Below are 23,605 nucleotides of genomic sequence, written 5' to 3' on the forward strand. Positions count from 1 at the left end.
CGGGTTTCAGTCGACAGATTTCGGTCGATACGTCTCGTTCAACAGTTACCGACCTGCTGGTCGATGACCGTCTGGTTCACGCGGTAGACCGACACCGACCCGGAGCGATGGACGCGCTCGATACCGGGGAGGGGTTCGAAGCCTATCCGACCGTACCACTCTCGCTCCTGTGGGCCGTAGTAGATGTACTGCACGTCGTACCGTTGGAGGACCTCCGCGCGCGTACACCACGCGGTGTTCTGGCTGTATATCAATTTCACGTCGTTCTTTCGCTCTGTGTAGGCTAGATGGCCGCGATAGGCCCGTTCCTGGGGCCAGCCGAGAACGGTCGGCAAGCCGGTCAGTGACGCTGCCGGACTGCTCCACTGGTACGCTTTTCCGGGTGCCGAGACGATGTGTGGTCGCCCCTCTCTCGCGTCCAGCCACGCGATTGCACCAGCCTCGTCTCCACGAAAGGTTTCGACGAACGCCAGCCCATCGAGTGACGGGTCGTCTGCGCGGTGGATGGGATTGTCCGTGTTGACGTGCTCGCTGAGGGCGAACACGCCGTAGACCGAGGTCGAGAGGACGAGCAACGTGGTGAAGACGGCCATCCACTGTCGAGGCGTGAGGAGGGTTCCAGTGAGTTGGTCGGGGACGGAATCGGTGAGGAGTCGTGTTAGTGCGACACCCGCGGCGACCGCCCAGAGCACCCACACCTGCATGTACACCTTGAAGACGGTGTTGAACCGCCCGGAGATAGCGTTGTCCTGTACGTAAGCGAACTCCACGAGTAAGACGAGGCCCGCACCGCCGAGCACCAAGACCGTCTCGTAGCCGAGGTCGGTGTCGAGACGGAGAAGGACCCACCCACCGACGAGGAGGGGAGCGACCAACGCCAGTGCCGCAACCCCGCCTTGCCACCCGACGACGACCAGCAGACCGCCGAGAACGCCGACCTGTGTGGCTTCCCTGTCTCGCCACTGGACGTGCGAGCCGAAATAGAGCGCAAAGAGGACGAGGAACGTACCGTGGACGATGAGTATCTCCACGAAACTGCTTCGATCCGGGAGAAACCCGACGCTTCGCGTTCCTGCCGCCCCGAGCAGGATGTTCACCACGAACGGTGCCGCCCAGAGGAGCGAGAGGAGTCCGACGACGAGCGTCATCGCCATCGCAACCACGATGGTTCCGAGTTCTCGGGTGATCGCCGACCTGCCGCCGACGATTCGTTCGCCGCCCGGAACGAGTGTCGCAGGGTGTTCGTCGGCGAAGGTGAGCGCCAGCCAGACGACACCGAGTGCGGTCGGGAAACTCCAGGAACTGATGGTACTGACGAAGGCAACGACCGGTGGAAGTACCCCGAAGACGAGTATTCGACGCCACCGGGTTTCGGCGCGGTAGACGGCGAACCCGAGGGCCGCGACCAGCAGGAGAAACGGTTGCCCCATCATGTGGGCGTGAAGATCGCCGTTCAGATACGCGAAGAGGGGGAACTCGTTTATCGTCCCGACCATCACGCGGCTGGCATCCCAGTAGTGGAAATCCTTTGCGGCGAGCGCGACGTCGGCAGGTTCCATCTCCAGTGGTGTTGCGATCGCCACGACGACTGCACGTGGAAACACTCCCGCAAACAGCCGAATCAATGTGAAGACGTTCGCGGCGAACCCGACGAAGAACGCGGCGAAGACCCCCGCGAATCGGGCTGGAGTTCCGTGTCGGTCGGCGATAGCGCCAGCCAGTCCGTAGGCGGTGGTGACCAACATTCCGTAGAATCCGGCGAGTGCGAGGTTGTAGCCGAACCGGGGGAGCGTCCCGATCAGCTTCGTCAGAATCGCCGCGATGAGATGACCGCCGTAGTAGTACCGGATGGATTCCCCGGCGAACCACATGTCCTCGGGCGGGAGCGCGGGCGCGCGCATGAGGGATTTCAGCAGCCCGAAGTCGAGGAACTTCTCGCCCCCGCCCGCGTGTAGCGCCGGGTCGATAGCCCTGATGGCGACGAGAAAGCAAAATGCGACGGTGAAGACGACCATGGCTTCCGCGTACCGTCGGAGGTCGAGTTCGAGGTCGCGTCTCGTTAGCAGAGCGGAGAGGGCAGCGAGAACGATGATAGCGCCAGCGATCGTGAACGAAGTGAAGGTAAACTGCCCGAGCCAGTACGTCACTATCGTAACGACCGTCAGGGCGACCGGGAGTGCGAACGCGGCACCACGGTCGGGAAACCGGGGAAAGAGCGTGGTAGCGACCGGAAGCCCCGCGAGAGCGAATGCATAGTAGACGAGCAGCCAGATAGCGACGAGTCCGAACTCCATATCTCTGATTTGGTGCGTGCGCCGCATGGATATACGTCTTGGGGTCGTGACACAGTTCCGATACGTTTGACGACGGTGAGATAACGGTAGGAACTCACATAGGGCGGTCGAATCACAATCCTTAACTACCGAACGCCAGTACGAGATGGTAGCGGGATGGGATAGCCAGGAGATTCCGGCGGGCTCATAACCCGCAGATCGGTAGTTCAAATCTACCTCCCGCTATTTTAAAGGAAACAAACCTTCGTGGAGGATTCTCTATGCGATTCTCTGGTGAGCAAAATCGTATCTGAGTAGATTTGAATGAGACAGGACACGCACAACGTAGTGAGCATGTTCTGGCGTAGTTCAAATCTACCTCCCGCTATTGTAAAGGAAACAAACCCTCGTGGAGGGTTCTCTATCCGAATCTCTGGTGAGCGCCGAGTGACCACCTGCTTCGTCGGTCGGGCCACCCGATTTATGGATAGTGGCACGCTACGTCTGGTGTATGACCTCCGTGCTATTCGTGGTTAGTGAAGAAGGCTACTGGGGCGAAGAGTGTATCGAGCCGCTGCAGACGCTCTCCGATGCAGGTGTCGATATCGACGTTGCGACGCCGAGCGGTTCGAAACCGGTCATCGACGAACGTTCGACCGACCCGGAGAACGTCGGTGAGGAGACCGCCGAGCGAGTCCGCGAAGCGCACGAAAACGACTCTCGGCTTCAAGACCCGACGCCGTTGGCACAGACGGGGATGGACGAGTACGGTGCGGTGGTGTTCCCCGGCGGTCACGGAACCGAATGGGATATCAATCAAGACAAACATGCGCGTCGGTTGCTCCGTGACGCGGTGGAAACGGGCGAGAAGAAAGCACTCGTGGTCTGTCACGCGGTCGGCCTGCTGGCGTTCACGTGGGACAGTGACGGCGAACTGCTCGTCGAGGGACGTGACGTGACCGGCTTCCCGAACGAGTGGGAAGAGGGCATCGTCGACGAGAACGACTGTATGCCGGACGGGAGAAAGCTCCCGTACTGGGTCGAAGACGAGGTGAAAGGCGCGGGCGGTAACTGGGACGCAGAGCTGGATGCGGAGACGAGCGTCCGAACCGATGGCGATCTGATCACGGGACGCGGACCGGGGTCATCGCACGCGGCGGCGACGACGCTGCTCGACGCGCTCGGTATCGAATAGGTCATCGATTAGTGAAATCGGTCGATTTATACCAGCGTCGCCCCCAGTGTCAACGGATGGTCGGGACACGCGGTGTGTTGGCAGTGATGGCGGGGGGGACGATGATCATCGCCATCGCCGCAATGCGCTCGGGGCGAAAGCAGATGGGGCTCTGGTTACTCACGACTGCATTCTTCATAGCCAGTATCTGGTCGGGCCTGAGTGTCGTCTGGGCACGAGAGTATCCGAACCAATCCGCGATTCCCGCAGAGTCGCATCTCGTATTAGGGACGACTGCGGTTGCCGGGGCGATCTATTATGGGATGCTTGCGAGAGAATCTGTTAATTAACGGAAAACATTTTAATGAAAACATATCTGTTCAGTATCAACGAACAGTTCATCATACTTTAGAACCACTCTCGTCTTCTATGAGACTCAAAAAACTAAAAGCTTCTGGCAACCAGTAGCTTTAAATACATCTTGTGCAAGTCTTTGGTATGCCACGGCGACGCAACCGAAGTGGTAAGGATGACAGCCGAAGGAACTTCCTGAAGGCAAGTGGGGCCGGAGCAGTTGCCCTCTCGCTTGCGGGTTGTTCGACTCAGAATAACAACGACGACGAAGGGGAAAACACGAGCACGACGAGCACAGGTTCGACTACGACCGAAGCAGCCGGAACCGTCGAAGTCGGGCCGGACAACATCACGCCCGGTGGAACGCTCCGCTACGGTCTTCCATCGAACCCGGACAGCCCGAACATCTTCTTGTCGGGCAGCGTTTACTCAGCAGTCGCGCTCAGTCCCATCTACAACTACGGTATCACTACCGACCCAGTGACGTTCGAAGTCAAAGAGAACGTCTTCACTGATTGGGAAGTGAAGAACGCAGACAAGGAGAAACCGGACATCTACTTCAACGTCCGAAAGGAAGGTCTGGAGTGGAACGACGGTGAGAAGTTCAAGCCGATCGAAGACGTGCTCTTCTCATACCAGTACGTACTCGACAACGAACCCGGCGAGTACTCGGTGTGGAATGACTTCGATGCAATTGAAGAGGCGAGCAACGACTGGGACCTCCACATCAAGATGTCCAAGCAGGTCGGGACGTGGGACTCCACCATCCTCGGTGGCGCGCCGATCATTCCCAAGCACAAGTGGGAGGGCGTCGACTACAAGAACTACGACCCGATGAAGGAGAACGATGAAGGTCCCGTCGGAACCGGGCCGGGTAAACTCACCAAGTACAACCCGGACACCTCGATGCAGGTCAAGTTCCGCCGCGACTACATCGATAACACCTACGCTCTCAACAGCCTCCAGTGGATCAAAGACCACAAGTCGCTCGTCCACGGCGGTCCGTTCCTCGATGGCGTGAACTTCAAGGTCTACGGTGGTACCGGTCCGATGACGCAGGCGTTCCTGAACGGTGACATCGACACTCACTACGGGAGCTTCAAGGCATCGAAGATCCCCAAGGTCCAGAAATCCGAAGATAAAGGCCTCATGAAGGGGTACGACAGTGGATTCTCGTACTACGGATTCAACTGTCGGCGTGCCCCCCTCGACGACGTTGCACTCCGACAGGCGATGGCGTTCCTGTTCGACGACAAGTACTGGACGCAGACCCTCAAAGGTGGCTTCGTCATCAAGGGCGACTACGCACACTCGCCGGGTTACCGGGCTGCACGTCCCGAATCCGTCCACGATGGAAATCTGCTGACCGATCCGCAGACGAACGCATTCGACTTCCGGAGCGCGGGTGGTAAGAAACCGGACATCGAAGGCGTTCGGAAGTTCCTGACGGACGGAAACGTCGTCAGCGGCAAAGGTACCTACGTCGGCAAGGAGTTCCCCGGAACGTACTCCGGTGTGAAAGCGAGCCGGTCGAGTTCGAAGTACGAGTACACCTTCGGCTCCGTCAAGTCGAAGGCACTCAAGAACTCGAACGCCGACAAAGAGCTTCTCGTCGATGGAAAAACCATCCCCGAGATGATGGACGGCGACTCTCTCACGATCTTCATCGACCCGCCAAGCGAGAAGCCGAACGAAGCGAAGGCTATCGCGCAGTGGGTGAAGAACCTGAAACAGCTCGGCATCCCGGTTTCCACCAAACCGATCGAGTTCAACACCATGACTGGTAAGGTGTACCAGACCGAGGAGTTCGACATCTACCCGATGGGTTGGGGTGGAACCGACCCGTACGGAACGTCCATCGAGGCGTTCTTCCACTCGCGGCAGTCCGGCGACGACCACGAGAAGTTCGCCTACAACTCCACTGGCTACGGTGTCTCCGGTGGCAGTGCCGACAAACTGATCGACACTGCATACAGCGAGACCGAACCGGAGCCACGGAACAAGAAGTGGGCGAAGGCTATCGAGCGCGTCTACCTCGACATGCCGTACATGGTGCAGGACTACGCGAAGTACCGCTGGCCCATGAACACGGCCAAGTTCGGTGGTGTGGTCGAGAACATCGTCGACCCCGCCTACGCGAACTGGGGCGTCGAGTACGGCAACATGTACCTCAAGAAGAACCTGAAGAAATAACGGTCTGACACACGACCCTCGACACTGGTTTTTTGCCGATACGTAGGGGGAACATGGCTGTATTTAGTACGCGACCGATTAGAGAATCACCACATTGATAACGAATGTGTACCATGCATTGTATGGATACACAAGAGTAAGCGATATGGTAACTGACAGACCGACGTCAACGAAAGGAAGACAATGACTAGGATTAGCACTCGCTACCTTGCAAAGCGGCTTGTCGTCTCCTACCTGACTCTGCTCGTGATAATGACGATCCTGTTCGTGCTCATTCGGAGCATGCCGGGATCGTTTATCTCGACAATGATCACACCGGAGATGAAGCCAGTACAGATCGAGCGACTTCGAGAGACCTGGGGTCTCAATGAGCCGCTGTGGAAACAGTACCTGAACTTCATGATCAACTACCAGGTCGGTGAGTTCGGACGGTCACCGACGCTGAAGGTTCCCGTCTGGGATCTGATCATCCGACGATTCCCCCGCACCATCATCCTGTTCGGTGCCGGGTTCGTCATCGCATACACCGTGGGGCCACTGGTGGGTATGTATCTGGGCTGGTGGCGTGGTACCCGGAAAGACAAGTTCACCTACACCGCCGGTCTGACGATGTACTCCATGCCCGCATTCTGGATCGCATGGTTGTTCATCTGGTTGTTCGACTACGAACTCGGACTGCTGAAGAGCACATACATGGTCGACCAGTTCGGAATCGCCGATTGGACGCCGTTCCTGGCGATGACGAACATTCTTCACCATATCGCGCTCCCACTGTTCAGTATCGCGTTCGTCGGGTGGGTCGGGTCGATGCTCGTCATGCGCCCGTCGATGAACAACGTCACCGGGGAAGATTATGTCTTCCTCGCGAGAGCGAAAGGTCTCAGTGAGCGAACGGTGATGATGAAACACGCAGCCCGCAATGCGCTGATTCCGGTCGCTACGCAGGCGATCGTCGGATTGGCGTTCCTCATCGACGGGAGTGTCATCATCGAACAGGTGTTCAGTTGGCCCGGTATCGGGAAGTTGATCGTGAACGCGGTGATGCAGAAGGACTACCCCGTCACACAGGCGGCGTTCTTCATGCTCGCAGTCCTCATCATCACGATGCGGCTGGTGACAGACATCGCGTACACGTTCCTCGACCCACGAATCAAGTTCGGGGAGGAATCATAGATGGCGACACAATCTGAAAACGCATCAACGATCGATACATTCAAAGAGCGATGGGAACCGCGCATCGAACGCTTCCGTCGGGGATGGAACCGATACACGCAGCACAAGATGGGTGTTCTCGGTGTCCTCATCCTCTTCATGTACATCCTCTGGGCGCTGTTCCCGTCGTTTTTCGCCCCGCACACGATGGAGTGGCGGGCGTTCGTCGGCAACGACCAGTACGTCCGGATGACGCTCCAACAGACACAACAACTGCCACACCCGCCAGCGTTCGGTGACCCGTTCTTCGCACCACTCGGGACGAACGACTTGGGCCACGGTATCCTGACGCTGATGGTGTACGCAGCGAAGGACGCGCTGTATATCGGGTTCGCAGCCGGGCTCCTCTCCAGCCTCGTCGGCGTTCCGCTGGGTCTCATCAGCGGTTTCTACGGCGACACCTGGATCGACGAGCTCATCCAGCGCATCGTGGACGTGATGTACGGAATGCCGTTCCTCCCGTTCCTCATCGTCCTCGTCGCGATCCGAGGGATTAACACGACGAACATCATCCTCGGCATCGCCATCACGTCGTGGCTCAACAACTGCATCCTCATCCGCGGGGAGACGTTGTCGCTCAAGGAACGAGCGTACATCGAGTCTGCGCGAGTTGCAGGCGCGAGCGACACGCGAATCGTGTTCCGACACATCCTGCCGAACGTCGTGCCACTGGCATTCGTGTTCCTCGCGCAAGACGCGGCATCCGCGATTCTCGCCCAGGCAGCGCTCGCGTACCTCGGTCTGGCCGACTTCACGGAGGTCTCGTGGGGTGTGATGATCGAGCGAGTAAAGGCACAACAGTATATCTTCGACGCGCCGTGGTGGCTCATCCCACCAGGACTGGCGATCACGTCTATCGCTGCGGCGTTCTACTTCATCGGATTCTCGGTGGAGGACGTTGCCAACCCACAGGAGTAACTCATGTCACTACTAGAAGTAAACGATCTCTGCGTTCGCTACGACGCTGGCGACAAGCAGGTTCACGCTGTCGATGGTGTCAGCTTTAGTGTCGATCACGGCGAGACGTACGGTCTCGTCGGTGAATCAGGCTGCGGAAAGACGACGCTGGCGAAGTCACTCATCCACCTTCTCGACTCGAACGGATACGTCGAAAGTGGGGAGATCTGGTTCGACGGAACGTTGCCACAGTGGGAGGACGAGAACGGCAACGCACGTCGTGAGATAATCGACGACGACCGGTACCCGGTTCGTGAAGACGGGATGACCGACCTCGCAAAGCTGGACAATCAGGAGATCCGTGACGTCCGATGGCGAGATATCGCACTCATCCCACAGAGTGCGATGAACGCCCTCAACCCGGTGTACAAGGTCGGTGATCAGATCGTCGAAGCGATCTTGCGTCACGAACCAAACACGACCGAGAAGGAGGCGGACGAGCGCGCACGTGATCTCATCGAACGTGTCGGTATCGAACCGGAGCGCGCGGACGACTACGCCCACCAGTTCAGTGGTGGGATGAAACAACGCGCCGTCATCGCCATGGCGATGGCGTGCAATCCGGACTTGCTCATCGCGGACGAGCCGACGACGGCACTCGACGTCATCATCCAGGACCGAATCCTGGAGGAACTCGAAGCACTTCAGGAGGAGTTCAACGTTGCGATCATCGTCGTCAGCCACGACATCAGTGTCATGGCCGAGATCTGTGACCAGCTCGCCGTGATGTACGGTGGGAAGATGATGGAGAGTGGACCGATGACCGAGGTGCTCACGGATTCGGCGAATCCCTACACACTCGGCCTGAAGAATTCGTTCCCGACGGTCGAAGAAGAACAGCAGGAACTCATCTCGATCCCCGGGTCGCCACCGACGCTCCTCGACCCGAGTGCTGGGTGCCGGTTCGCAACTCGGTGTCCGTTCGTAGTGGACGAGTGCTACTCGGCACACCCGCCGATGTACGATATCGACCAGGCAGAGACGGGGAAACGCACGGAAGCGAGCAAACCCAAAATCCACCGCTCGGCGTGCTATCGTGTCGACGAACTCGAAATGATGCGCACTGAGGCGAAAAAGGAGGAAATATGGCAACAGAACACGACGCAGACGCACTAGTAGAGATCGAGAACGTCTCGAAGTTGTTCGACCTATCGCAGGGTGTCGTCGAGCGGCTGCTCGGTCGAGAACCACGACCGGTCCGTGCAGTTCAGGACGTCGACCTAACGATCAACAAGGGCGACATCATGGGAATCGCTGGCGAGTCCGGCTGTGGGAAGACCACGCTCGGGAAGCTACTGGTGAAGCTGTACAACCCCACGCACGGAACCATCAAGTTCGACGGTCGTGACGTGACCGAACTCACGCGGGAGGACGAGAAGGTGTTCCGCCAGCGTGTCCAGATGATCTTCCAGGATCCCTTCGAGAGTCTGAACCCACGGATGACGGTGTTCCAGTCCATCGTCGAGCCGCTCCAGATAAACGACATCGGAGAGGGCTACCAAGACCGCCGTGACAAGGTCGTCCAGGTGTTGAACGACGTGGGTCTCTCGCCTGCAGAGGCGTACTTGAACGAGTTCCCGAAAGAGCTCTCAGGTGGTGAACGGCAGCGTGTCGCTATCGCGCGTGCGCTGGTCGTCGACCCCGATTTCGTCGTCTGTGACGAACCCGTCTCGATGCTCGACGTGTCGATTCGGGCAGGCGTCTTGAACCTGATGAAGGAACTGCAGGACGAGTACGGCCTGACGTATCTGTTCATCAGCCACGACCTCTCGCTCATCCGGTACATGTGTGACCGAACGGCCATCATGTATCTCGGTGACATCATCGAACAGGGACCGACGAGTGAGGTCGTCGAGAACTCGAAACATCCCTACACGCAAGCGCTGTTCGACGCGGTGCCGGAGATCGAACCCGAAGCTGAGCGCCACCGGGCGAACGTGACAGGTGAGGTTCCGAACCCGCGGAACCCACCCAGTGGTTGTCAGTTCCACCCGCGATGTTCGAAGATAATCCCGCCGGAGGACTGGACAGGCAGTCAGGAAGCGTTCCGGCGTGCCTTCAATTTCAAGCGCAAGGTTGCCCTCGGTGATCTCGACGGAGAAGATATCGATGCGGAGAACCGAGACCAGCGCCACGCCGTCGATAGACTGCTCGAAACCGGGCTCGCGATGGAACTACCCGAAGAGTACCGTATCGAAGGTGAAGACGAGGGGAACGTCGATATAGACACACTCGACATGCCTCGACAGGCCGAGAACGCACTTCGGTCTGCTGCGCGCGATCTCCTCGAAGGAAACGTCGAGGAAGCAGAGGAACAACTCGACCGAGAGTTCCAGACGATCTGTGAGCAGAGTCATCCCGAATTGCGACAGTCGGGTGACCAGATCGCAGCCTGTCACCTCTACGAATCGTCGTCGTCGAACACGGAGCCGATCACACCAGACGCTTCCGACTGATCGTCGCTACCTTTCTCGATTCCGTCCCGTTGTCGAGGGAAAACCTTACGGTACTGATACACATAGCTTCGCACATCTTCATGTCGAATTCGAACGCCCGCAACCCCTTACGGCCGAAACGCCCTCTCGTCGTCGGTCTCGTCCTCGTTACAGCTATCGTCACGATGATGTTGTTCGTCCCTACGATGCAGGGGCACATCGCCACGATGAACATCGGCAGTGTCGACGTGACGGCGACGGAGTATGCAGTCACCGATGGTGGTGAACATCTCTCCGCCACGTTCGAGGTACACAATCCGACACGACGAACGGTAGTGTTCTACTCTGGTCTGTTGCACGCCTACGATGGGCAAACGCAGTTGAACGATGGAACGACGACGATGTTCGATAAAACAGCGGTTCCAGCAGGAGAGACGGTCGAGATAACGGCGAACATCGATCTCACCCCGGCAACCGAAAAACAGACGAGACGTGCCGTCCAATCAGGTTCGATACGGTTAGCTGGCGAAATCAACGGTGAGATCGGTCAGAAATCGGTAACCGTTCCCGTAGATATCGGAGGAGCAAACTGATGACAGAAGCGAATAACCACGGATGGACGACCGAAAAGTTCAGCGGAAAGCTCCGACGGCGATATCAGATCGCTGTCCTTGCGAAGAGCCTCGTCTCGGGTGTCATCGCAGGCCTGGCAGCGTTCACCTACAACATGTCGGAGCTGATGACAATCTCGATAGACCCACGGCTCGTGCTCGGACTGACGGCTCTCGCTGGCGTATTCGCACATCTGCTCGCACACGACCTTCGAGAGAGTATCCACGTCGGAATCGTCGGCTTCTTCGTCGGTGGATTCACGATGGTCGGGGTGTGGGTTGCGCCCCTCTGGATCCTTCCGTACTCGACGGGTGCGCGTGACATCCTGCTGCCACGGCTGACGGGGACGGCGGTCGTCGCCGCACTGTTCGTCTATTCGTCGGTGTACCTCGGCGCGTATCTGACAGCCCTGACGGTGGATGCCTACGCATCTACCTAAACCGTGAGTGTTTTGTTCTGAGCGTCTGTACGTTCTTCCGTGTCGAAAGACGTTCCCACCCGTGACCGCTCCGTCCGTGAGCGCGGCACCTTCGCAAAACACGGTGACGACCCGACTCTCGCCAGCTACCTCTCATCGCTTTTCTTGCTGCTTTCGGTCCCGTCGTTCATCTTGCTCACGTACGCCGGTTACTGGTACGACCTGTACGACTACGGCGCGATCATCCCGGTCTTTGCCGGGCTACTCATCGGTTCGATCACGCTCGCGTTTACCATCATGCACGTCGTGACGCGTTAGAACGTGTTGTTCCGGAGCGTCATGTAAAAGAGGACTGCCATCGCGGCGACGAGGAGACCGAACTCCATGCGGGTGGCAGACTGCTCGTTAGAGAGAAAGAACAGCACGAGGCTCGAAACACCGAGCGCCGTTGCGACGACGAACAGCAGTATCGAGAGATTCGTCTCGTTGGTCAACCAGTAGAAGACCCGGTTTCCAAGGTCGTCCATAGTGTCCTCAGAAACGGATATCTTCGAAGACACATTCGACTGGCGCGATGACGATCTCTTGCGCCAGAGCGTAGGTGGTGAGCGCGAGCTTCGAATCGGCGGTGAACGCTTCGTCATCGTCGCGCCATTCGGCGACACTTGCAGCGAATCTGACGTGGGAATCGTGAATCGTCATGAGCCACTCGGTTGGGAGTTCGTCGGCCTCCCCCTTATGCATCACCCGGAACAGGTATTTGAACGTCTCGTCGGTTCGCCAGCTGATGTCTTCACCCGCCTGGTATTCGGGGAACTGCGGTGTACCGAACATCTGGACGAGCCGGTAGAGCGGGACGCCGATGTTGTCTTCGTCGGCACCGTCCGTTCCGGGACTGATGTACGCGACGACGTTCAGGTCGTCACGTTCGCGGACGTTGTCCTCGACCAGCACCTCGCCGTCGGCTCTCCGGGCTTCGATCTCCTCACGAGGAATGGGTTCGACCACGATGTCCTGCAGTTCCTCGAAATCGGGGGCGTCAGGATGGTTTCGAATATCCATAGCTTAGTACGCGAAGTAGTTGAAACCGCGCCAGCCAGCGTAGCCGAGACCGAGAAGTAGAACACCACTCGCAACGACAATGAGCGACTCGGTCGTCGTCATGGTCGCTCTCAACTGCGGTATCAGTTTGAAGTACAGTGAGATGCCGAACAGGAGGTAGATGTATCCAATGACGACACAGAGTATTGCTACAGCGATCGATACAAACCCTATCGGACCGCGCATCTGTTTCGGGACGCGATTCTTTAACGCCATGGTTTGTGCTACTTCGGCACAAGCATAAATGTTCTGCAAAGAGAGTTAGTTTCATTCGTCGCGGTCTCGGTCGCTGGCTTCCAGATGCTCCAGTCCATCACCGGAGAGCGGTGACATTCGCTCGTCGAACTCCTCGTCGCTCGACTTCGATGCCGCGTCTCGTCCGGCGAAGTACGCGGAGATGAACTGCTCGTGATTCTCGCGCAGGGTGTAGCCGAGCCAGATGAACGCGATTCCGGGGAGCACGCGAACGGCGAACGCTGGCGTGAGCACTCCGTACACGCCCGTCACGACCGACCCGTGAAGGGCGTCACCGACGAGTAGCGCGCCCGTGACGAGCGTGAACGTCGAGAGCATCGCCAGAAACTGTCTGGAGAGCATCTTACCCGTCGCCGTGCTCGTCCACGATGACGACTTCGCCGTCCTGCACGTCCACGTTGATGAGCGTCTTCACCAGATAATCTGTGTCGTCCAGTTCGTTCGCGCCGACTTTCTTGATGACGGCACAGACGTCAACCACGTCGGCGCCGATGTATTCGAGCGCCTCGGTGACGGCTTTCATCGTCCCCCCCGTGCTGAGCACGTCGTCCAGGAGGAGCACGCGGTCGCCCTCGTGGACGTTGTTGATGAACATCTCGTTCTCGGAGTAGCCGGTCTGCTGGGAGAGCGCGACTTCGCCTTCCAGTCCGTACTGGCGCTTGCGGATGACCACCAGCGGGATGTCGGTCATCAGCGAGACCGCGGTCGAGATGTGGATGCCCATCGCGGCGGGCGTGACGATCTTATCGACGTTCTCCAGATCCGCCTTGCGGATGATCTTGATGACGATCTCGCGCAGCAGTGTCGGTTCGAGCATCGGAATCCCGTCGCTGATGGGGTGGACGAAGTAATGGTACCCTTCTTTCTCGATGATCGGCGCTTCGAGAAGCGACTGCTTCAACTGGTCCATGTTGGAGGTATTCAATCCAGCAGTAAAAGGTGCCGGTATCGCGTACGCGAAGTGATTCGAAAAACGGTGACACTGAAGCTGGAATCATGGTGGCGACTGACGAATACTGGAACCGTTCGAGCGTCCGTCTCATCGTGTTCGTATCGAGGAGCCACTTTCACTTTCAGTCCGGGTAAGGCACACCACTTTTACACTGCCTGCGGTAGGAGAGAGTGCGGGTTGGCGAGGCCCGCAGGACAGCACGGTTGTCACAGACCCCTACCCCAGCAGGGTTCCATCCGTATCCCACCCCTTCGGGACATCCAGGCAAGGCTAATGGCGTAATCCGAGCGGCAGACGGGATACCATCCATCCTTTCGGGCGAGAATTTAAATGCGATAGTCGAAGTAGCAGATAATGACTACGACATGGTGAGTGAACTGTCCGTTAAAGTGTTGTTTTCGGATTGTAGGCCTTGGAACCGCCGACCCGTCGAACCGCGAATCACTGAACTGCCGACCGATTCGAATCGGCGGACTGATTGGCCCGTCCCGCGCGAGCATGTCATCCAAGCGGTTTGAGAAGCGTTAAGGTGGGTCCATCGCTCACATTCGAGTGTGCAATCACCATCCGACCCGGTAGCCGTGGTTGTGCTTGCGCTAGTGATGCTCCCGTTCGCGGCGGCGGCGCTGACACCGCTCGTCTACCGCGTGTTGGGCGAGCGGACCGCTTACTATGCGGCAGCAGTCGCGCTCGCCTGCTTCGGGATGGTTGCCAGCCAGGCAGGCACCCACGGCCCGGTTACTTTCACGTGGATCCCGTCACTCGACGTCTCCCTCCGGTTCTACGTGGATGGGCTCGCCTTACTCATCGGCTTTCTCGCCAGCGGGGTAGGCGTGCTCATCCTCACGTACTCCGGCGCGTACATGCACCACGAACCGGGCAAGGCGAAATACTACACCGCACTGCTGGCGTTCATGGGGTCGATGCTCGGGGTCGCCTTCGCGGCAGACCTCGTCGCCCTCTTTCTCTTCTGGGAACTGACGAGTCTCTCGTCGTTCATCCTCATCGGCCACTACACAGACCAGCGGTCGTCCCAGTACGCTGCCCGGAAGTCGATGATTATCACCGTCTCCGGCGGTCTGTTCATGCTCATCGGCTTCCTGTTGCTCCACGACGTGACGGGGACGTTCAACCTCGCGGCGATGCTCGAACACCCCGCGCAGGTACACGAAGAACTGGTTAACGCAGGGATGCTCCTGCCCGTCCTCGGTCTCGTCGCCATCGGTGCGGCAGCCAAGTCGGCGCAGGTACCACTCCACATCTGGCTTCCGAACGCGATGGAAGCCCCGACGCCCGTCTCCGCGTTCCTGCACTCCGCCACGATGGTCAAGGCGGGGGTGTATCTGGTCGGGCGATTCCGCCCGCTCCTCCTGCCCGAAGGCGCACACGGCATCCCCGAGTGGTCGCTGCTCTTTACCGTCCTCGGCCTCGCCACGATGACCATCGCGGCCATCCTCGCCGTCGCAGCCACCGACATCAAGGAACTGTTGGCCTACTCGACGGCGAGCCACCTCGGACTCATCATCGCCGGATTCGGCTTCGCCTCCGAACTCGGTGCCGAGACGGGCGCGTTCCACATCTTGAACCACGCGATGTTCAAGGCCGCGCTGTTCCTCGTCGCGGGGATCATCGCGCACGAGGCAGGCACCCGGAAGATAAAACACCTCGGCGGCCTCCGTCACGACCTCCCGTTCACCGCGGCCATCACAGTCGTCGCGGCGCTCGGGATGGCTGGTGTGCCGCCCTTCAACGGCTTCTACTCCAAGGAGTTCCTGTTCGAAGCGGCCTACCACGCCGCGGAAGTCACGGGCGGCCTCGCGTGGCTCTACCCTGTCGTGGCCGTCTTCGGGAGCATCTTCACGTTTCTCTACTCGGTCAAATTCATGATGCTCTTCTTCGGCGAGAAGCCGGAAGGTCTGGGACACGTCCATCGCCCACCAGCGGTGATGCTCGTGCCGCCCGCCATCCTCGGCACCATCGCAGCACTCATCGGACTCGGCGGCATCACCTCGACGTTCGGCGTCCACATCGCGCCCCTCGACCACTTCGTCACGCTGGTCATCGAGAGCGTCCTTCCGCCGGGCGCACAGCACGAGGCGTTCCACTACCACCTGCCGACGCACGTCACTCCCTACGCTATCATGAGTGCGACGACCATCGCGCTCGGCGTGGCGGCCTACCCGTTCTACGACCGCCTGCACGACGGCATTAACCGTCTGCTCTCCATCGACCCGCTTCGCGCCAACTGGTGGTACGACAACACCGTCTACGGCCTGAACGACGCGAGCGTGGCGTTGGTTCCTCGCGTCCAGACCGGCCTGCTCCGAACCTACGCGACGTGGACGCTCGCGGCAGTCAGTGCCCTCGCACTCGGCGGCTACGCCGCGGCAGGTGTCTCGCTTCCTGCCTTCGAAGGATTAGCAGTCACCTATCCCATCCTGCTCATTCTGCTGGTCGCGGTCGTCGGTGCAATCGCCGTGAGCATCGCACCCTCGCACGTCGCAGGCGTGCTCACTCTCTCGATCCTGGGGTTCATGGTCGCCGTCTTCTACGTGCTGGCCAGCGCCCCCGACCTCGCGCTCACGCAGCTCGTGGTCGAGACGCTCGCGCTCGTCATCTTCCTGCTCGTCCTGGATCGGCTTCCGACGTTCTACGGCGAGACGACTCGAGCGCGAGCCATCCGCGACGGGGCACTCTCGGTCGCTGTCGGCGCGACAGTCTTCGTCACGGTGCTCCTCTCGACGGCGGCACACCCCGACTCCATCGCGTCGTACTTCAAAGACCCCCACGTGACCGTCGATCAGGCGGGCGGCACGAACATCGTCAACATCATCCTCGTGGACTTCCGTGGTTTCGATACGATGGGCGAAATCTCGGTCGTCGCCATGGCCGCGCTCTCGGTGTTGACGCTCATCGCCATGCGGGAACGAGGTGAGACGCAATGACGACCGTCATCACCCGCACCGTCACGCGCACGGTGGTCCCACTCATCTTCGTCACCGCAGTGGCGCTGATGTTGCAGGGACACAACCTCCCCGGTGGGGGATTCATCGCGGGCGTCCTGACGACGACGGCGTTCGCCCTCATCTACATCGTCTACGGGCTGGACTATCTGGAAGACGAACTCTTCCACCGGATGGTTCGCGGCCCGGTCGAACACCTCCAGCACGGTATCGTCGAGAACTACCGCACCATGTTCGCGCTCGGACTCGCACTCGCAGCCGGCGCTGGACTGGTGTCGATGGCGTTCGGTCACGCCTTCCTTTACCAGACGTTCGTCTACCTCGAACACATCCCGCTCTACCCGCACTTCGAGGTGGCGAGCGCGATCGCGTTCGACACGGGGGTCTACCTCGTCGTCGTTGGCGCCCTCCTCACGATCCTCTCGGTGGTGGGTGCCGAATGACGCAGTTCATACTCGCTGCCGTCCTCGGCTTCCTGTTCGCGCTCGGCACCTACCTCGTCCTGCGCAGGGACGTGGTACGAGTCGTCTGGGGCGTCTCCATCATCAGCCAGGCGGCAAACGTCTATCTCGTCACGATGGGCGGGCTGTCCGGCGGTGTCCCCATCCTCTCACACGGCGGCGGCCACGGTGGCGGACACTCCATCACCGACCCACTCGTGCAGGCGCTCGTCCTGACTGCCATCGTCATCGGCTTCGGGACGACCGCCTTCGCACTCGTCTTGACGTATCGCGTCTACGAAGAACACGGAACCATCGACATGAACGAACTGGGTGAGTCTGCATGAATCAATTCGTCATCGCACCGCTGTTGGTCGCGCTCGTGACGGCGATACTGACGTTGCTCGTCCGGCGATTGCAGAACGTCCAGCGCGGCGTGAGCCTCATCGGAGGGTTCGCCTACGTCTTCGCAGTGGCGGCTCTCTGGGCCGAAGTCGAGCCACTGGGCGCATCGAACGTCGTCCCGTATCAGCTCGGCAACTGGCAAGCACCGTACGGTATCACGCTGGTCGCCGACTCACTATCGGTGTTCATGCTCGCGCTGGCGGCGGTCGTCTCGCTGGCCGCACTGGTGTTCTCGATCCGGTACGTCGACGAGTTCGGCCAGCGTCTCTCGTACCATCCGCTCTATCACTTCATGATGGTCGGCGTCACGGGGTCGTTCCTCACGGGCGACATCTTCAACCTGTTCGTCTGGTTCGAGGTGATGCTCATGTCGAGTTACGTCCTTGTCGTCTTCTACAGCGGGCCACAACACACCCGCGCGGCGCTCAACTACGTCGTCCTCAACCTCATCGGGAGTGCGGTCATGCTGCTCGCGATCGGTGGCATCTACGCTACGACGGGGACGCTCAACATGGCGCAACTCGCTCGACGTCTAGCGACCGAATCGGGCGGCATCTCACCCCTGCCCGTCCTCGGCCTGTCGGCGCTCCTCTTCGCCGTCTTCGCGCTGAAGGCGGGTATCGCACCCTTCCAGTTCTGGGTACCCGCGGCCTACCGCGCTGCGCCAGCACCGGTCTCCGCGATGCTCGCAGGTGTGGTGAAGAAGGTAGGCGTCTACGCCATCATCCGCCTCTACTTCACCGTCTTCGCGGGGCTGAACGTCGGCGAACTCGGACTCCCCGGCCTTTCGGGCACCTCCGCACTCGCCTTCTTCGGACCCGTCATGTTCGTCATGGCTGGCGCGAGTATCCTGCTCGGCGGTCTCGGCGCGGTCAGCAGAGAGGACATCGACGGCTTGCTCGCCTATTCGAGCATCGGACAGGTCGGCTTCATCGTCCTGCCCCTCGCCATCGGCGCGACCGTTCCAGAAGTGCGAACGCTCGCCATCGCAGCGGCGCTCGTCTACGCGCTGAATCACGCGCTGGCGAAGGGACTCCTGTTCCTCGTCTCCGGGTCGGTGTTCTCGTCGGTCGGCTCGATCCGGTTCGCCGACCTCGGTGGCCTGACCCGGAAAGACCCCATGTTGTCGGGCGTCTTCTTCGTCGGCGCGCTCTCGCTCATCGGCATTCCACCTCTCTCGGGCTTCTTCGGCAAGTTCCTCGTTTTCGACGTGGCCGGACGAGCAGGAGCGAGCCTCGCACTCGCACTTGCGCTGGCCGGTGCAATCCTGACCATCGCGTACTTCACCCGCGCGTGGAATCGCGGCTTCTGGGGTGCTGAAAGCCCGATGGTCGAACACGGTGGTCGGCCGACCGGTGTCTTCGTCCTCACAGGACTCGCTCTGCTCGTCCTGCTGGTCGGCGTCGGATTCGATCCGGTGTTCCTGGCGGCTGAATCGGCGGCGAAGGCAGCTACTGAAACACAAGGCTACGTCGACGCCGTGCTCGGAGGTGGTGGTGCATGAAGAAGTGGCCCGCTATCGGCGTCGTACTCGCCGTCCTCTGGCTGTTCGTTCGCGGCGTCGTACTCGAACCGATTGCCATCCTCGGCGAGTTCCTCATCGGTCTCGCGTTCGGGCTGCTCATCGCCTTCATCCTCCGGCGATTCTACACGACGGAGACGAACGTCGTCCGGCATCTACAGGCGACGCCGTACGCGCTGATCTACGTCGCCGTCTTCCTCAAAGAACTCCTGACGGCGAACATCGACGTGGCCTACCGCGTTCTCGCACCGGGAATGCCGATCAAACCCGGTGTGGTCGTCGTCCCGCTTCGGGTGCAGACCGACGCGGCGATCACGACCATCGCCAACAGCATCACGCTCACACCCGGTACCTTGACCATGGATTACGACGAGGAGACCAACACACTATACGTTCACAGCATCGACGCCCGCGACCCCAAGTCGATCATCGCACCGATCCGGACGTGGGAAGATTACGCGCTCGTCATCTTCGACGAGGAGCGCAAGCCCGGCGATCCGGTTCCGGAGACGCCGATCACCCACGCCGAAACCGAACGAGCCGAAGGAGGTGTCAAACGTGGCGACTGAAACCTTCCTCACACCGTTCCTGCAGGCGGCCCTCGTCATCGTAAGCGGGCTGACCTTGCTCGCGGGGTACCGCGTCATCAAGGGACCGACGGTGCCCGACCGGGTCGTCGCGCTGGACACCATCGGAACGAACGTGGTCGCCATCGCGGTCTTGTTCGCGTTGCAGACCGGCGAAGGCCTGTTCGTCACGGTGAGTCTCGTCCTCGCCATCATCGGGTTCATCAGTACCATCGCGGTCTCGCAGTACGTCATCGAGGGGGACATCATCAAATGAGCACTATCCAGCAACTCGTCGTCGCACTGCTCGTCACCGTCGGGAGTTTCTTCCTCGTGGTCGGAACGGTCGGCCTCCTGAGACTTCCCGACGTGTACAACCGGATGCATGCCACCAGCAAGGCGACCACGCTCGGCGCAGCATCGCTCTTTCTCGCCGGGTTCGTCCAGTACGGCCCGCAGGGAGCAGGACTGACCTCGCTGGTCGGCATCGTCTTCCTCTTTCTCACGGCACCGACCGGTGCGCACATGATCTCCCGGTCGGCCCAGAAGATGGGTATCGAATTCTTCGGGGATGCCGAGTGGCCTGACGAAGAGTAAATCTCAGTCGTCGGCCATCTCGTCCGCGAGTTCTTTCGCGACCCGGAGTCCCAGATCAGTCTTGCTCCCACTGTACTCGCGAACGCTGTGTTCGCGGACGAACAGGGCTCGCGTCTCGTCTTCTCCCATCACGCCCACGTCGTTTGCGACGACGAACGAGCAGTCCGCGCGCGTGAGCGTCTCGCGCGCGGCGGCGACCATCGACTCATCGTCGCCGATCGTCTCGGCTTTGAAGCCGACGATGGGTAGCTCGGGATAGCTGTCTCGAACCTCGTCGATGAGCTTTGGCGTCGGACGCAGGTCGAGCGAGAGGTCCTGTCCGGAGCGGATCTTTTCCTCCTCGGCGTCGGTGGTGTAGTCGCTGATGGCCGCGACCGAGACGAGCGCATCGGCCGGGAACGCCGTCACGAGGTCGGTGACGGCGTCGATCATCTCGCCCGCCGTCTCGACCTGAACCCCTGTCGCGTAGGGAACATCAGGTGCGTCGTGGACGAGCGCGACGTTCGCGCCGTAGACGTAGCAGGCGCGCGCGACGCCCCGCCCCGTCTTCCCCGACGCGCGACTGGTCAGGACTCGGACGGGGTCGATGGATTCGCTCGTCGCCCCGCTGGTGACGACGACGTGCTTCCCGGCGAGTGGGCTAGGCAAGGTCGCCCGAGCGATTTCGAGTGCGATCATCTCCTCGGTGGCGATCTTCGCCTTTCCTTCCTCCAATCGTGGTTCGACGAACTCGACACCCCACGACGTTACTCGCTCGATCGCGTCGAGGACGCCCGGATGATCGTACATCGGTTCGTGCATGGCTGGTGCGACGACGATTGGAACCTCAGCACCCAGTGCCGTCGTCGCGCAGGTCGTTACTGGTGTGTCGTCGACTGCGCTGGCGATCTTTCCGACCGTGTTCGCCGTGGCTGGCGCGATACAGAACACGTCGGCCCACCCTTCGCGGCCACAGAGTTCGACGTGTTCGACCTTCCCCGTTATCTCCGTGACGACGGGGTTATCGGTGGCGAACTCGACCGCCCACGGATGGATAATTCCTTTCGCACTCGGCGACATCACGGCTCGAACGTTCGCGCCGCGTCGACGCAGTTCGTGGGCCAACTCGACGACCTTCACCGCCGCGATACTGCCCGTCACCCCCAGCGCCACGTTCACTCCGGTAAGCATTACCCGCTATTGGGTGCGGAATCCGATAAAAAGTCACGGGTTCGGCTCTTGCGTCGTACTCGCCCGGCGGGTCGCATCTTCGACGAACTTCTCGGAGAGCGCGTCGATCTCGCCCGCCTGCACGCGCCAGAGGTCGGCGTACAGGCCGTCACTGTCGAGCAATTCGTCGTGGGTGCCACGTTCGACGATCGCTCCATCTTCGACCGAGAGGATGGTGTCTGCACCCTTCACGGTCGAGAGTCGGTGGGCGATGATGAACGTCGTCCGGTCTTCGGTGAGGCGGTCGAGACTTCGCTGGATGAGCATCTCGGTCTCGGTGTCGACCGCGCTCGTCGCCTCGTCCAGCACGAGGAGTTCCGGGTCTGCGAGGATGGTTCGTGCGATGGAGATGCGCTGGCGCTGGCCACCCGAGAGTTTCACGCCGCGCTCGCCGACTCGTGTGTCGTAGCCCTCGGGCAGGTTGCTGACGAACTCGTGGGCTTCGGCGGCTTTCGCGGCTTGCTCGATATCCTCGTCGGTTGCGTCGAACGTGCCGTACACGATGTTCTCGCGCACGGTTCCATCGAACAGGAAGGTGTCCTGGCCGACGTAGCCGATGTGCCCTCGCAGGCTTTCGACCGTCACATCTCGCACGTCGTGGCCGTCCACTCGAATCGCGCCGTCGCTCACGTCGTAGAGACGCGGGAGGAGTTTGCAGATGGTCGATTTTCCGGCGCCGGTCGGACCGACCAGTCCCACGGTTTCGCCGGGGTCGGCGGTGAATGTCACGTCCGAGAGCACCTGTTCACCCTCGTCGTAGGCGAAATCGACGTGGTCGTACTCGACGCGCCCCTCGACCGTATCGAGTGCGACCGCATCCGGGCTGTTCTCGATGGCGGGTGGAATCGACATGAGTCCGAAGATCCGGCGCGTCGAGGCTTTCGCGTCCTCGTATCGATCGACGACTTCACTCATCTGCGTGAGTGGTTCGACCATGCGCTGGGTGAGCAGGAGGAAGATGACCAGATCGCCCGAGGTGAACTTCCCGGTGAACCAGAGCGGTGATCCCTCGCTGAGGAGCCAGAAGCCGCCTGCCACGAAGGTAGCGACGAACGCGATTGAGGTGAGCAACTGTAAGCCGGGCCGGTAGACGAAGTTCATCCGAAGGGCCTTCCAGTCCCGCCGGAAATACTCGTAGGAGGCCTTTCGGACGCGCTCGTCTTCGAACGACTCGGTTCCGGCGGTCTTGATGACTTCGACACCGGCGAGATTGTTCTCCAGTCGCGTGTTGAGATTCCCGACCGACGACCGGATATCGGCGTAGAACGCTTCGACTCGTCGCATGAACCACCACGTGAACAGTGCTGCGATGGGAACGATGGTCAGCGTGATGACCGCCAATCCGGGATTCCGCCAGAGCAAGATTCCGCTGATTCCGATGATGAGGACGAGTAGTTGGATGGCGCTTCCCATCATGTTGTCAAGGAACAGTTCGAGGCGGTTGGTGTCGTTGTTCAGGATGCTCATCAGCTCGCCGGTCTTGTGGTCGTCGAAGAACTCCATGTCGAGCCGCTGCATCCACTGATAGGTGGCCGTCCGAACCTCGTGTTTCACGCGGTGGGAGAAGAGATTCAGCGTCGACGAGCGGGCGAAGTTACTGATGGCGGCGAGCACCATCGAGATGGCCATGATCTTCGCGGAGAACCAGAACTGCCCCATCGTCGTCGCCGGAACCCAGGCACTTGGTACGAGTGGCAGTTCGTAAGCTCGCTTGCTCTCGAACACGGAGTCCAGGGCGACACCGAGCACGACGGGTGGAACGAGCGCGAGGAATCTTGCGGTCAAACTCGTCAGCACACCGATGATGAACCAGTGGAGATGGTCGTCGCCGTACTCGGTGAAGAGTCGATACATCGGTCGCTCCACCGACTCCCCCAATTCGTCAGGGTCGACTTCGTCGTCACTCATTGTCGCGGTCACTCATTTCGTAGACGGTTCAAAACAGATTGATAAAGAGACTTGGATTT

General features: G+C 60.1%; 25 protein-coding genes and 1 tRNA gene. 18 read left to right on the forward strand and 8 right to left on the reverse strand.

What is annotated here, in order from left to right; all coding sequences use genetic code 11:
- Nucleotides 1–38: 38 nt before the first annotated feature.
- Nucleotides 39–2,294, reverse strand: coding sequence for a DUF2298 domain-containing protein (locus ACR3FE_RS06920; RefSeq protein WP_458206347.1), 2,256 nt, complete (start codon nucleotides 2,292–2,294; stop codon nucleotides 39–41).
- A 150-nt stretch (nucleotides 2,295–2,444) separates the two neighbouring features.
- Here ACR3FE_RS06920 and ACR3FE_RS06925 point away from each other — a divergent pair.
- The 11 genes from ACR3FE_RS06925 (at nucleotide 2,445) to ACR3FE_RS06975 (ending at nucleotide 11,946) form a co-directional block, all read left to right on the forward strand.
- Nucleotides 2,445–2,519 (forward strand) — tRNA-Met (locus tag ACR3FE_RS06925).
- Nucleotides 2,520–2,784: 265 nt separating this feature from the next.
- Nucleotides 2,785–3,468 (forward strand): type 1 glutamine amidotransferase domain-containing protein, encoded by a 684-nt coding sequence (locus ACR3FE_RS06930; RefSeq protein WP_458206348.1) that lies wholly within the window; start codon nucleotides 2,785–2,787, stop codon nucleotides 3,466–3,468.
- A 56-nt stretch (nucleotides 3,469–3,524) separates the two neighbouring features.
- A complete protein-coding gene (locus tag ACR3FE_RS06935; RefSeq protein ID WP_458206349.1) occupies nucleotides 3,525–3,797 on the forward strand; it encodes a hypothetical protein in 273 nt (90 codons plus the stop codon).
- A gap of 148 nt (nucleotides 3,798–3,945) precedes the next feature.
- Complete coding sequence (locus tag ACR3FE_RS06940; RefSeq protein WP_458206350.1) at nucleotides 3,946–5,994, forward strand: ABC transporter substrate-binding protein; 2,049 nt, start codon at nucleotides 3,946–3,948, stop codon at nucleotides 5,992–5,994.
- A gap of 183 nt (nucleotides 5,995–6,177) precedes the next feature.
- Nucleotides 6,178–7,167 (forward strand): ABC transporter permease, encoded by a 990-nt coding sequence (locus ACR3FE_RS06945; RefSeq protein ID WP_458206351.1) that lies wholly within the window; start codon nucleotides 6,178–6,180, stop codon nucleotides 7,165–7,167.
- Nucleotides 7,168–8,124 carry an ABC transporter permease gene (locus ACR3FE_RS06950; RefSeq protein ID WP_458206352.1) on the forward strand — a complete coding sequence of 319 codons (957 nt, stop codon included), beginning with the start codon at nucleotides 7,168–7,170 and terminating at the stop codon, nucleotides 8,122–8,124. It begins immediately after the preceding gene.
- A gap of 3 nt (nucleotides 8,125–8,127) precedes the next feature.
- Entirely contained in the window at nucleotides 8,128–9,279 is a 1,152-nt protein-coding gene (locus ACR3FE_RS06955) for an ABC transporter ATP-binding protein (RefSeq protein WP_458206353.1), read from the forward strand.
- The gene (locus ACR3FE_RS06960) at nucleotides 9,249–10,619 is read left to right on the forward strand and encodes an ABC transporter ATP-binding protein (protein WP_458206354.1); all 1,371 of its coding nucleotides are present in this window, start codon (nucleotides 9,249–9,251) and stop codon (nucleotides 10,617–10,619) included. Before ACR3FE_RS06955 ends, ACR3FE_RS06960 begins: the two co-directional genes overlap by 31 nt.
- Nucleotides 10,620–10,699: 80 nt before the next feature.
- Nucleotides 10,700–11,191 (forward strand): hypothetical protein, encoded by a 492-nt coding sequence (locus ACR3FE_RS06965; protein ID WP_458206355.1) that lies wholly within the window; start codon nucleotides 10,700–10,702, stop codon nucleotides 11,189–11,191.
- Nucleotides 11,191–11,649: a hypothetical protein gene (locus ACR3FE_RS06970; protein ID WP_458206356.1), complete on the forward strand. Its 459-nt coding sequence runs from the start codon at nucleotides 11,191–11,193 to the stop codon at nucleotides 11,647–11,649. Before ACR3FE_RS06965 ends, ACR3FE_RS06970 begins: the two co-directional genes overlap by 1 nt.
- A gap of 39 nt (nucleotides 11,650–11,688) precedes the next feature.
- Complete coding sequence (locus ACR3FE_RS06975) at nucleotides 11,689–11,946, forward strand: hypothetical protein (protein WP_458206357.1); 258 nt, start codon at nucleotides 11,689–11,691, stop codon at nucleotides 11,944–11,946.
- Here ACR3FE_RS06975 and ACR3FE_RS06980 read toward each other — a convergent pair.
- From ACR3FE_RS06980 to hpt, 5 genes are read right to left on the reverse strand one after another with little or no spacing between them, the layout of a single operon-like run.
- Nucleotides 11,943–12,155 carry a hypothetical protein gene (locus tag ACR3FE_RS06980; protein WP_458206358.1) on the reverse strand — a complete coding sequence of 71 codons (213 nt, stop codon included), beginning with the start codon at nucleotides 12,153–12,155 and terminating at the stop codon, nucleotides 11,943–11,945. The genes ACR3FE_RS06975 and ACR3FE_RS06980 overlap by 4 nt on opposite strands.
- Nucleotides 12,156–12,162: 7 nt before the next feature.
- The gene (locus ACR3FE_RS06985) at nucleotides 12,163–12,690 is read right to left on the reverse strand and encodes a hypothetical protein (protein WP_458206359.1); all 528 of its coding nucleotides are present in this window, start codon (nucleotides 12,688–12,690) and stop codon (nucleotides 12,163–12,165) included.
- Between the two features lie 3 nt (nucleotides 12,691–12,693).
- The gene (locus tag ACR3FE_RS06990) at nucleotides 12,694–12,945 is read right to left on the reverse strand and encodes a hypothetical protein (protein WP_458206360.1); all 252 of its coding nucleotides are present in this window, start codon (nucleotides 12,943–12,945) and stop codon (nucleotides 12,694–12,696) included.
- A gap of 51 nt (nucleotides 12,946–12,996) precedes the next feature.
- Nucleotides 12,997–13,326 carry a hypothetical protein gene (locus ACR3FE_RS06995; protein WP_458206361.1) on the reverse strand — a complete coding sequence of 110 codons (330 nt, stop codon included), beginning with the start codon at nucleotides 13,324–13,326 and terminating at the stop codon, nucleotides 12,997–12,999.
- 1 nt (nucleotide 13,327) lies between these two features.
- Entirely contained in the window at nucleotides 13,328–13,894 is a 567-nt protein-coding gene (hpt, locus tag ACR3FE_RS07000; protein WP_458206362.1) for a hypoxanthine/guanine phosphoribosyltransferase, read from the reverse strand.
- Between the two features lie 644 nt (nucleotides 13,895–14,538).
- Between hpt and mbhE the strand changes: the two genes are divergently transcribed.
- The 7 genes from mbhE to mnhG are packed head-to-tail and all read left to right on the forward strand — an operon-like array spanning nucleotide 14,539 to nucleotide 20,429.
- On the forward strand, nucleotides 14,539–16,881 hold the full coding sequence (gene mbhE, locus ACR3FE_RS07005) for a hydrogen gas-evolving membrane-bound hydrogenase subunit E (RefSeq protein ID WP_458206730.1): 2,343 nt from the start codon (nucleotides 14,539–14,541) through the stop codon (nucleotides 16,879–16,881).
- On the forward strand, nucleotides 16,878–17,342 hold the full coding sequence (locus ACR3FE_RS07010) for an MnhB domain-containing protein (RefSeq protein WP_458206363.1): 465 nt from the start codon (nucleotides 16,878–16,880) through the stop codon (nucleotides 17,340–17,342). The genes mbhE and ACR3FE_RS07010 overlap by 4 nt, the downstream gene beginning before the upstream one ends.
- Nucleotides 17,339–17,686, forward strand: a complete 348-nt coding sequence (locus tag ACR3FE_RS07015; RefSeq protein WP_458206364.1) for a sodium:proton antiporter — start codon at nucleotides 17,339–17,341, stop codon at nucleotides 17,684–17,686. Before ACR3FE_RS07010 ends, ACR3FE_RS07015 begins: the two co-directional genes overlap by 4 nt.
- Nucleotides 17,683–19,248, forward strand: a complete 1,566-nt coding sequence (locus tag ACR3FE_RS07020; RefSeq protein WP_458206365.1) for a complex I subunit 5 family protein — start codon at nucleotides 17,683–17,685, stop codon at nucleotides 19,246–19,248. The genes ACR3FE_RS07015 and ACR3FE_RS07020 overlap by 4 nt, the downstream gene beginning before the upstream one ends.
- Nucleotides 19,245–19,835 (forward strand): Na+/H+ antiporter subunit E, encoded by a 591-nt coding sequence (locus ACR3FE_RS07025; protein WP_458206366.1) that lies wholly within the window; start codon nucleotides 19,245–19,247, stop codon nucleotides 19,833–19,835. The genes ACR3FE_RS07020 and ACR3FE_RS07025 overlap by 4 nt, the downstream gene beginning before the upstream one ends.
- The gene (locus ACR3FE_RS07030; RefSeq protein WP_458206367.1) at nucleotides 19,825–20,109 is read left to right on the forward strand and encodes an MrpF/PhaF family protein; all 285 of its coding nucleotides are present in this window, start codon (nucleotides 19,825–19,827) and stop codon (nucleotides 20,107–20,109) included. Before ACR3FE_RS07025 ends, ACR3FE_RS07030 begins: the two co-directional genes overlap by 11 nt.
- Nucleotides 20,106–20,429, forward strand: a complete 324-nt coding sequence (mnhG, locus tag ACR3FE_RS07035; RefSeq protein WP_458206368.1) for a monovalent cation/H(+) antiporter subunit G — start codon at nucleotides 20,106–20,108, stop codon at nucleotides 20,427–20,429. Before ACR3FE_RS07030 ends, mnhG begins: the two co-directional genes overlap by 4 nt.
- Nucleotides 20,430–20,432: 3 nt before the next feature.
- On the opposite strand, the gene coaBC is transcribed toward mnhG, so the two are convergent.
- Together coaBC and ACR3FE_RS07045 are read right to left on the reverse strand one after the other, a co-directional pair.
- A complete protein-coding gene (gene coaBC / locus ACR3FE_RS07040; protein ID WP_458206369.1) occupies nucleotides 20,433–21,599 on the reverse strand; it encodes a bifunctional phosphopantothenoylcysteine decarboxylase/phosphopantothenate--cysteine ligase CoaBC in 1,167 nt (388 codons plus the stop codon).
- A gap of 33 nt (nucleotides 21,600–21,632) precedes the next feature.
- Complete coding sequence (locus ACR3FE_RS07045) at nucleotides 21,633–23,546, reverse strand: ABC transporter ATP-binding protein (RefSeq protein ID WP_458206370.1); 1,914 nt, start codon at nucleotides 23,544–23,546, stop codon at nucleotides 21,633–21,635.
- Nucleotides 23,547–23,605: the final 59 nt, after the last annotated feature.

The organism is Haladaptatus rarus, from assembly GCF_054177585.1.

Excerpts from the sequence above, each read along its gene's own strand:
- ACR3FE_RS06920 (WP_458206347.1), bottom strand. The coding sequence starts at position 2,294 with ATGGAGTTCGGACTCGTCGCTATCTGGCTGCTCGTCTACTATGCATTC.
- ACR3FE_RS06930 (WP_458206348.1), top strand. The coding sequence starts at position 2,785 with ATGACCTCCGTGCTATTCGTGGTTAGTGAAGAAGGCTACTGGGGCGAA.
- ACR3FE_RS06935 (WP_458206349.1), top strand. The coding sequence starts at position 3,525 with ATGGTCGGGACACGCGGTGTGTTGGCAGTGATGGCGGGGGGGACGATG.
- ACR3FE_RS06940 (WP_458206350.1), top strand. The coding sequence starts at position 3,946 with ATGCCACGGCGACGCAACCGAAGTGGTAAGGATGACAGCCGAAGGAAC.
- ACR3FE_RS06945 (WP_458206351.1), top strand. The coding sequence starts at position 6,178 with ATGACTAGGATTAGCACTCGCTACCTTGCAAAGCGGCTTGTCGTCTCC.
- ACR3FE_RS06950 (WP_458206352.1), top strand. The coding sequence starts at position 7,168 with ATGGCGACACAATCTGAAAACGCATCAACGATCGATACATTCAAAGAG.
- ACR3FE_RS06955 (WP_458206353.1), top strand. The coding sequence starts at position 8,128 with ATGTCACTACTAGAAGTAAACGATCTCTGCGTTCGCTACGACGCTGGC.
- ACR3FE_RS06960 (WP_458206354.1), top strand. The coding sequence starts at position 9,249 with ATGGCAACAGAACACGACGCAGACGCACTAGTAGAGATCGAGAACGTC.
- ACR3FE_RS06965 (WP_458206355.1), top strand. The coding sequence starts at position 10,700 with ATGTCGAATTCGAACGCCCGCAACCCCTTACGGCCGAAACGCCCTCTC.
- ACR3FE_RS06970 (WP_458206356.1), top strand. The coding sequence starts at position 11,191 with ATGACAGAAGCGAATAACCACGGATGGACGACCGAAAAGTTCAGCGGA.
- ACR3FE_RS06980 (WP_458206358.1), bottom strand. The coding sequence starts at position 12,155 with ATGGACGACCTTGGAAACCGGGTCTTCTACTGGTTGACCAACGAGACG.
- ACR3FE_RS06985 (WP_458206359.1), bottom strand. The coding sequence starts at position 12,690 with ATGGATATTCGAAACCATCCTGACGCCCCCGATTTCGAGGAACTGCAG.
- ACR3FE_RS06990 (WP_458206360.1), bottom strand. The coding sequence starts at position 12,945 with ATGGCGTTAAAGAATCGCGTCCCGAAACAGATGCGCGGTCCGATAGGG.
- ACR3FE_RS06995 (WP_458206361.1), bottom strand. The coding sequence starts at position 13,326 with ATGCTCTCCAGACAGTTTCTGGCGATGCTCTCGACGTTCACGCTCGTC.
- hpt (WP_458206362.1), bottom strand. The coding sequence starts at position 13,894 with ATGGACCAGTTGAAGCAGTCGCTTCTCGAAGCGCCGATCATCGAGAAA.
- mbhE (WP_458206730.1), top strand. The coding sequence starts at position 14,539 with ATGCTCCCGTTCGCGGCGGCGGCGCTGACACCGCTCGTCTACCGCGTG.
- ACR3FE_RS07010 (WP_458206363.1), top strand. The coding sequence starts at position 16,878 with ATGACGACCGTCATCACCCGCACCGTCACGCGCACGGTGGTCCCACTC.
- ACR3FE_RS07015 (WP_458206364.1), top strand. The coding sequence starts at position 17,339 with ATGACGCAGTTCATACTCGCTGCCGTCCTCGGCTTCCTGTTCGCGCTC.
- ACR3FE_RS07020 (WP_458206365.1), top strand. The coding sequence starts at position 17,683 with ATGAATCAATTCGTCATCGCACCGCTGTTGGTCGCGCTCGTGACGGCG.
- ACR3FE_RS07025 (WP_458206366.1), top strand. The coding sequence starts at position 19,245 with ATGAAGAAGTGGCCCGCTATCGGCGTCGTACTCGCCGTCCTCTGGCTG.
- mnhG (WP_458206368.1), top strand. The coding sequence starts at position 20,106 with ATGAGCACTATCCAGCAACTCGTCGTCGCACTGCTCGTCACCGTCGGG.
- coaBC (WP_458206369.1), bottom strand. The coding sequence starts at position 21,599 with ATGCTTACCGGAGTGAACGTGGCGCTGGGGGTGACGGGCAGTATCGCG.
- ACR3FE_RS07045 (WP_458206370.1), bottom strand. The coding sequence starts at position 23,546 with ATGAGTGACGACGAAGTCGACCCTGACGAATTGGGGGAGTCGGTGGAG.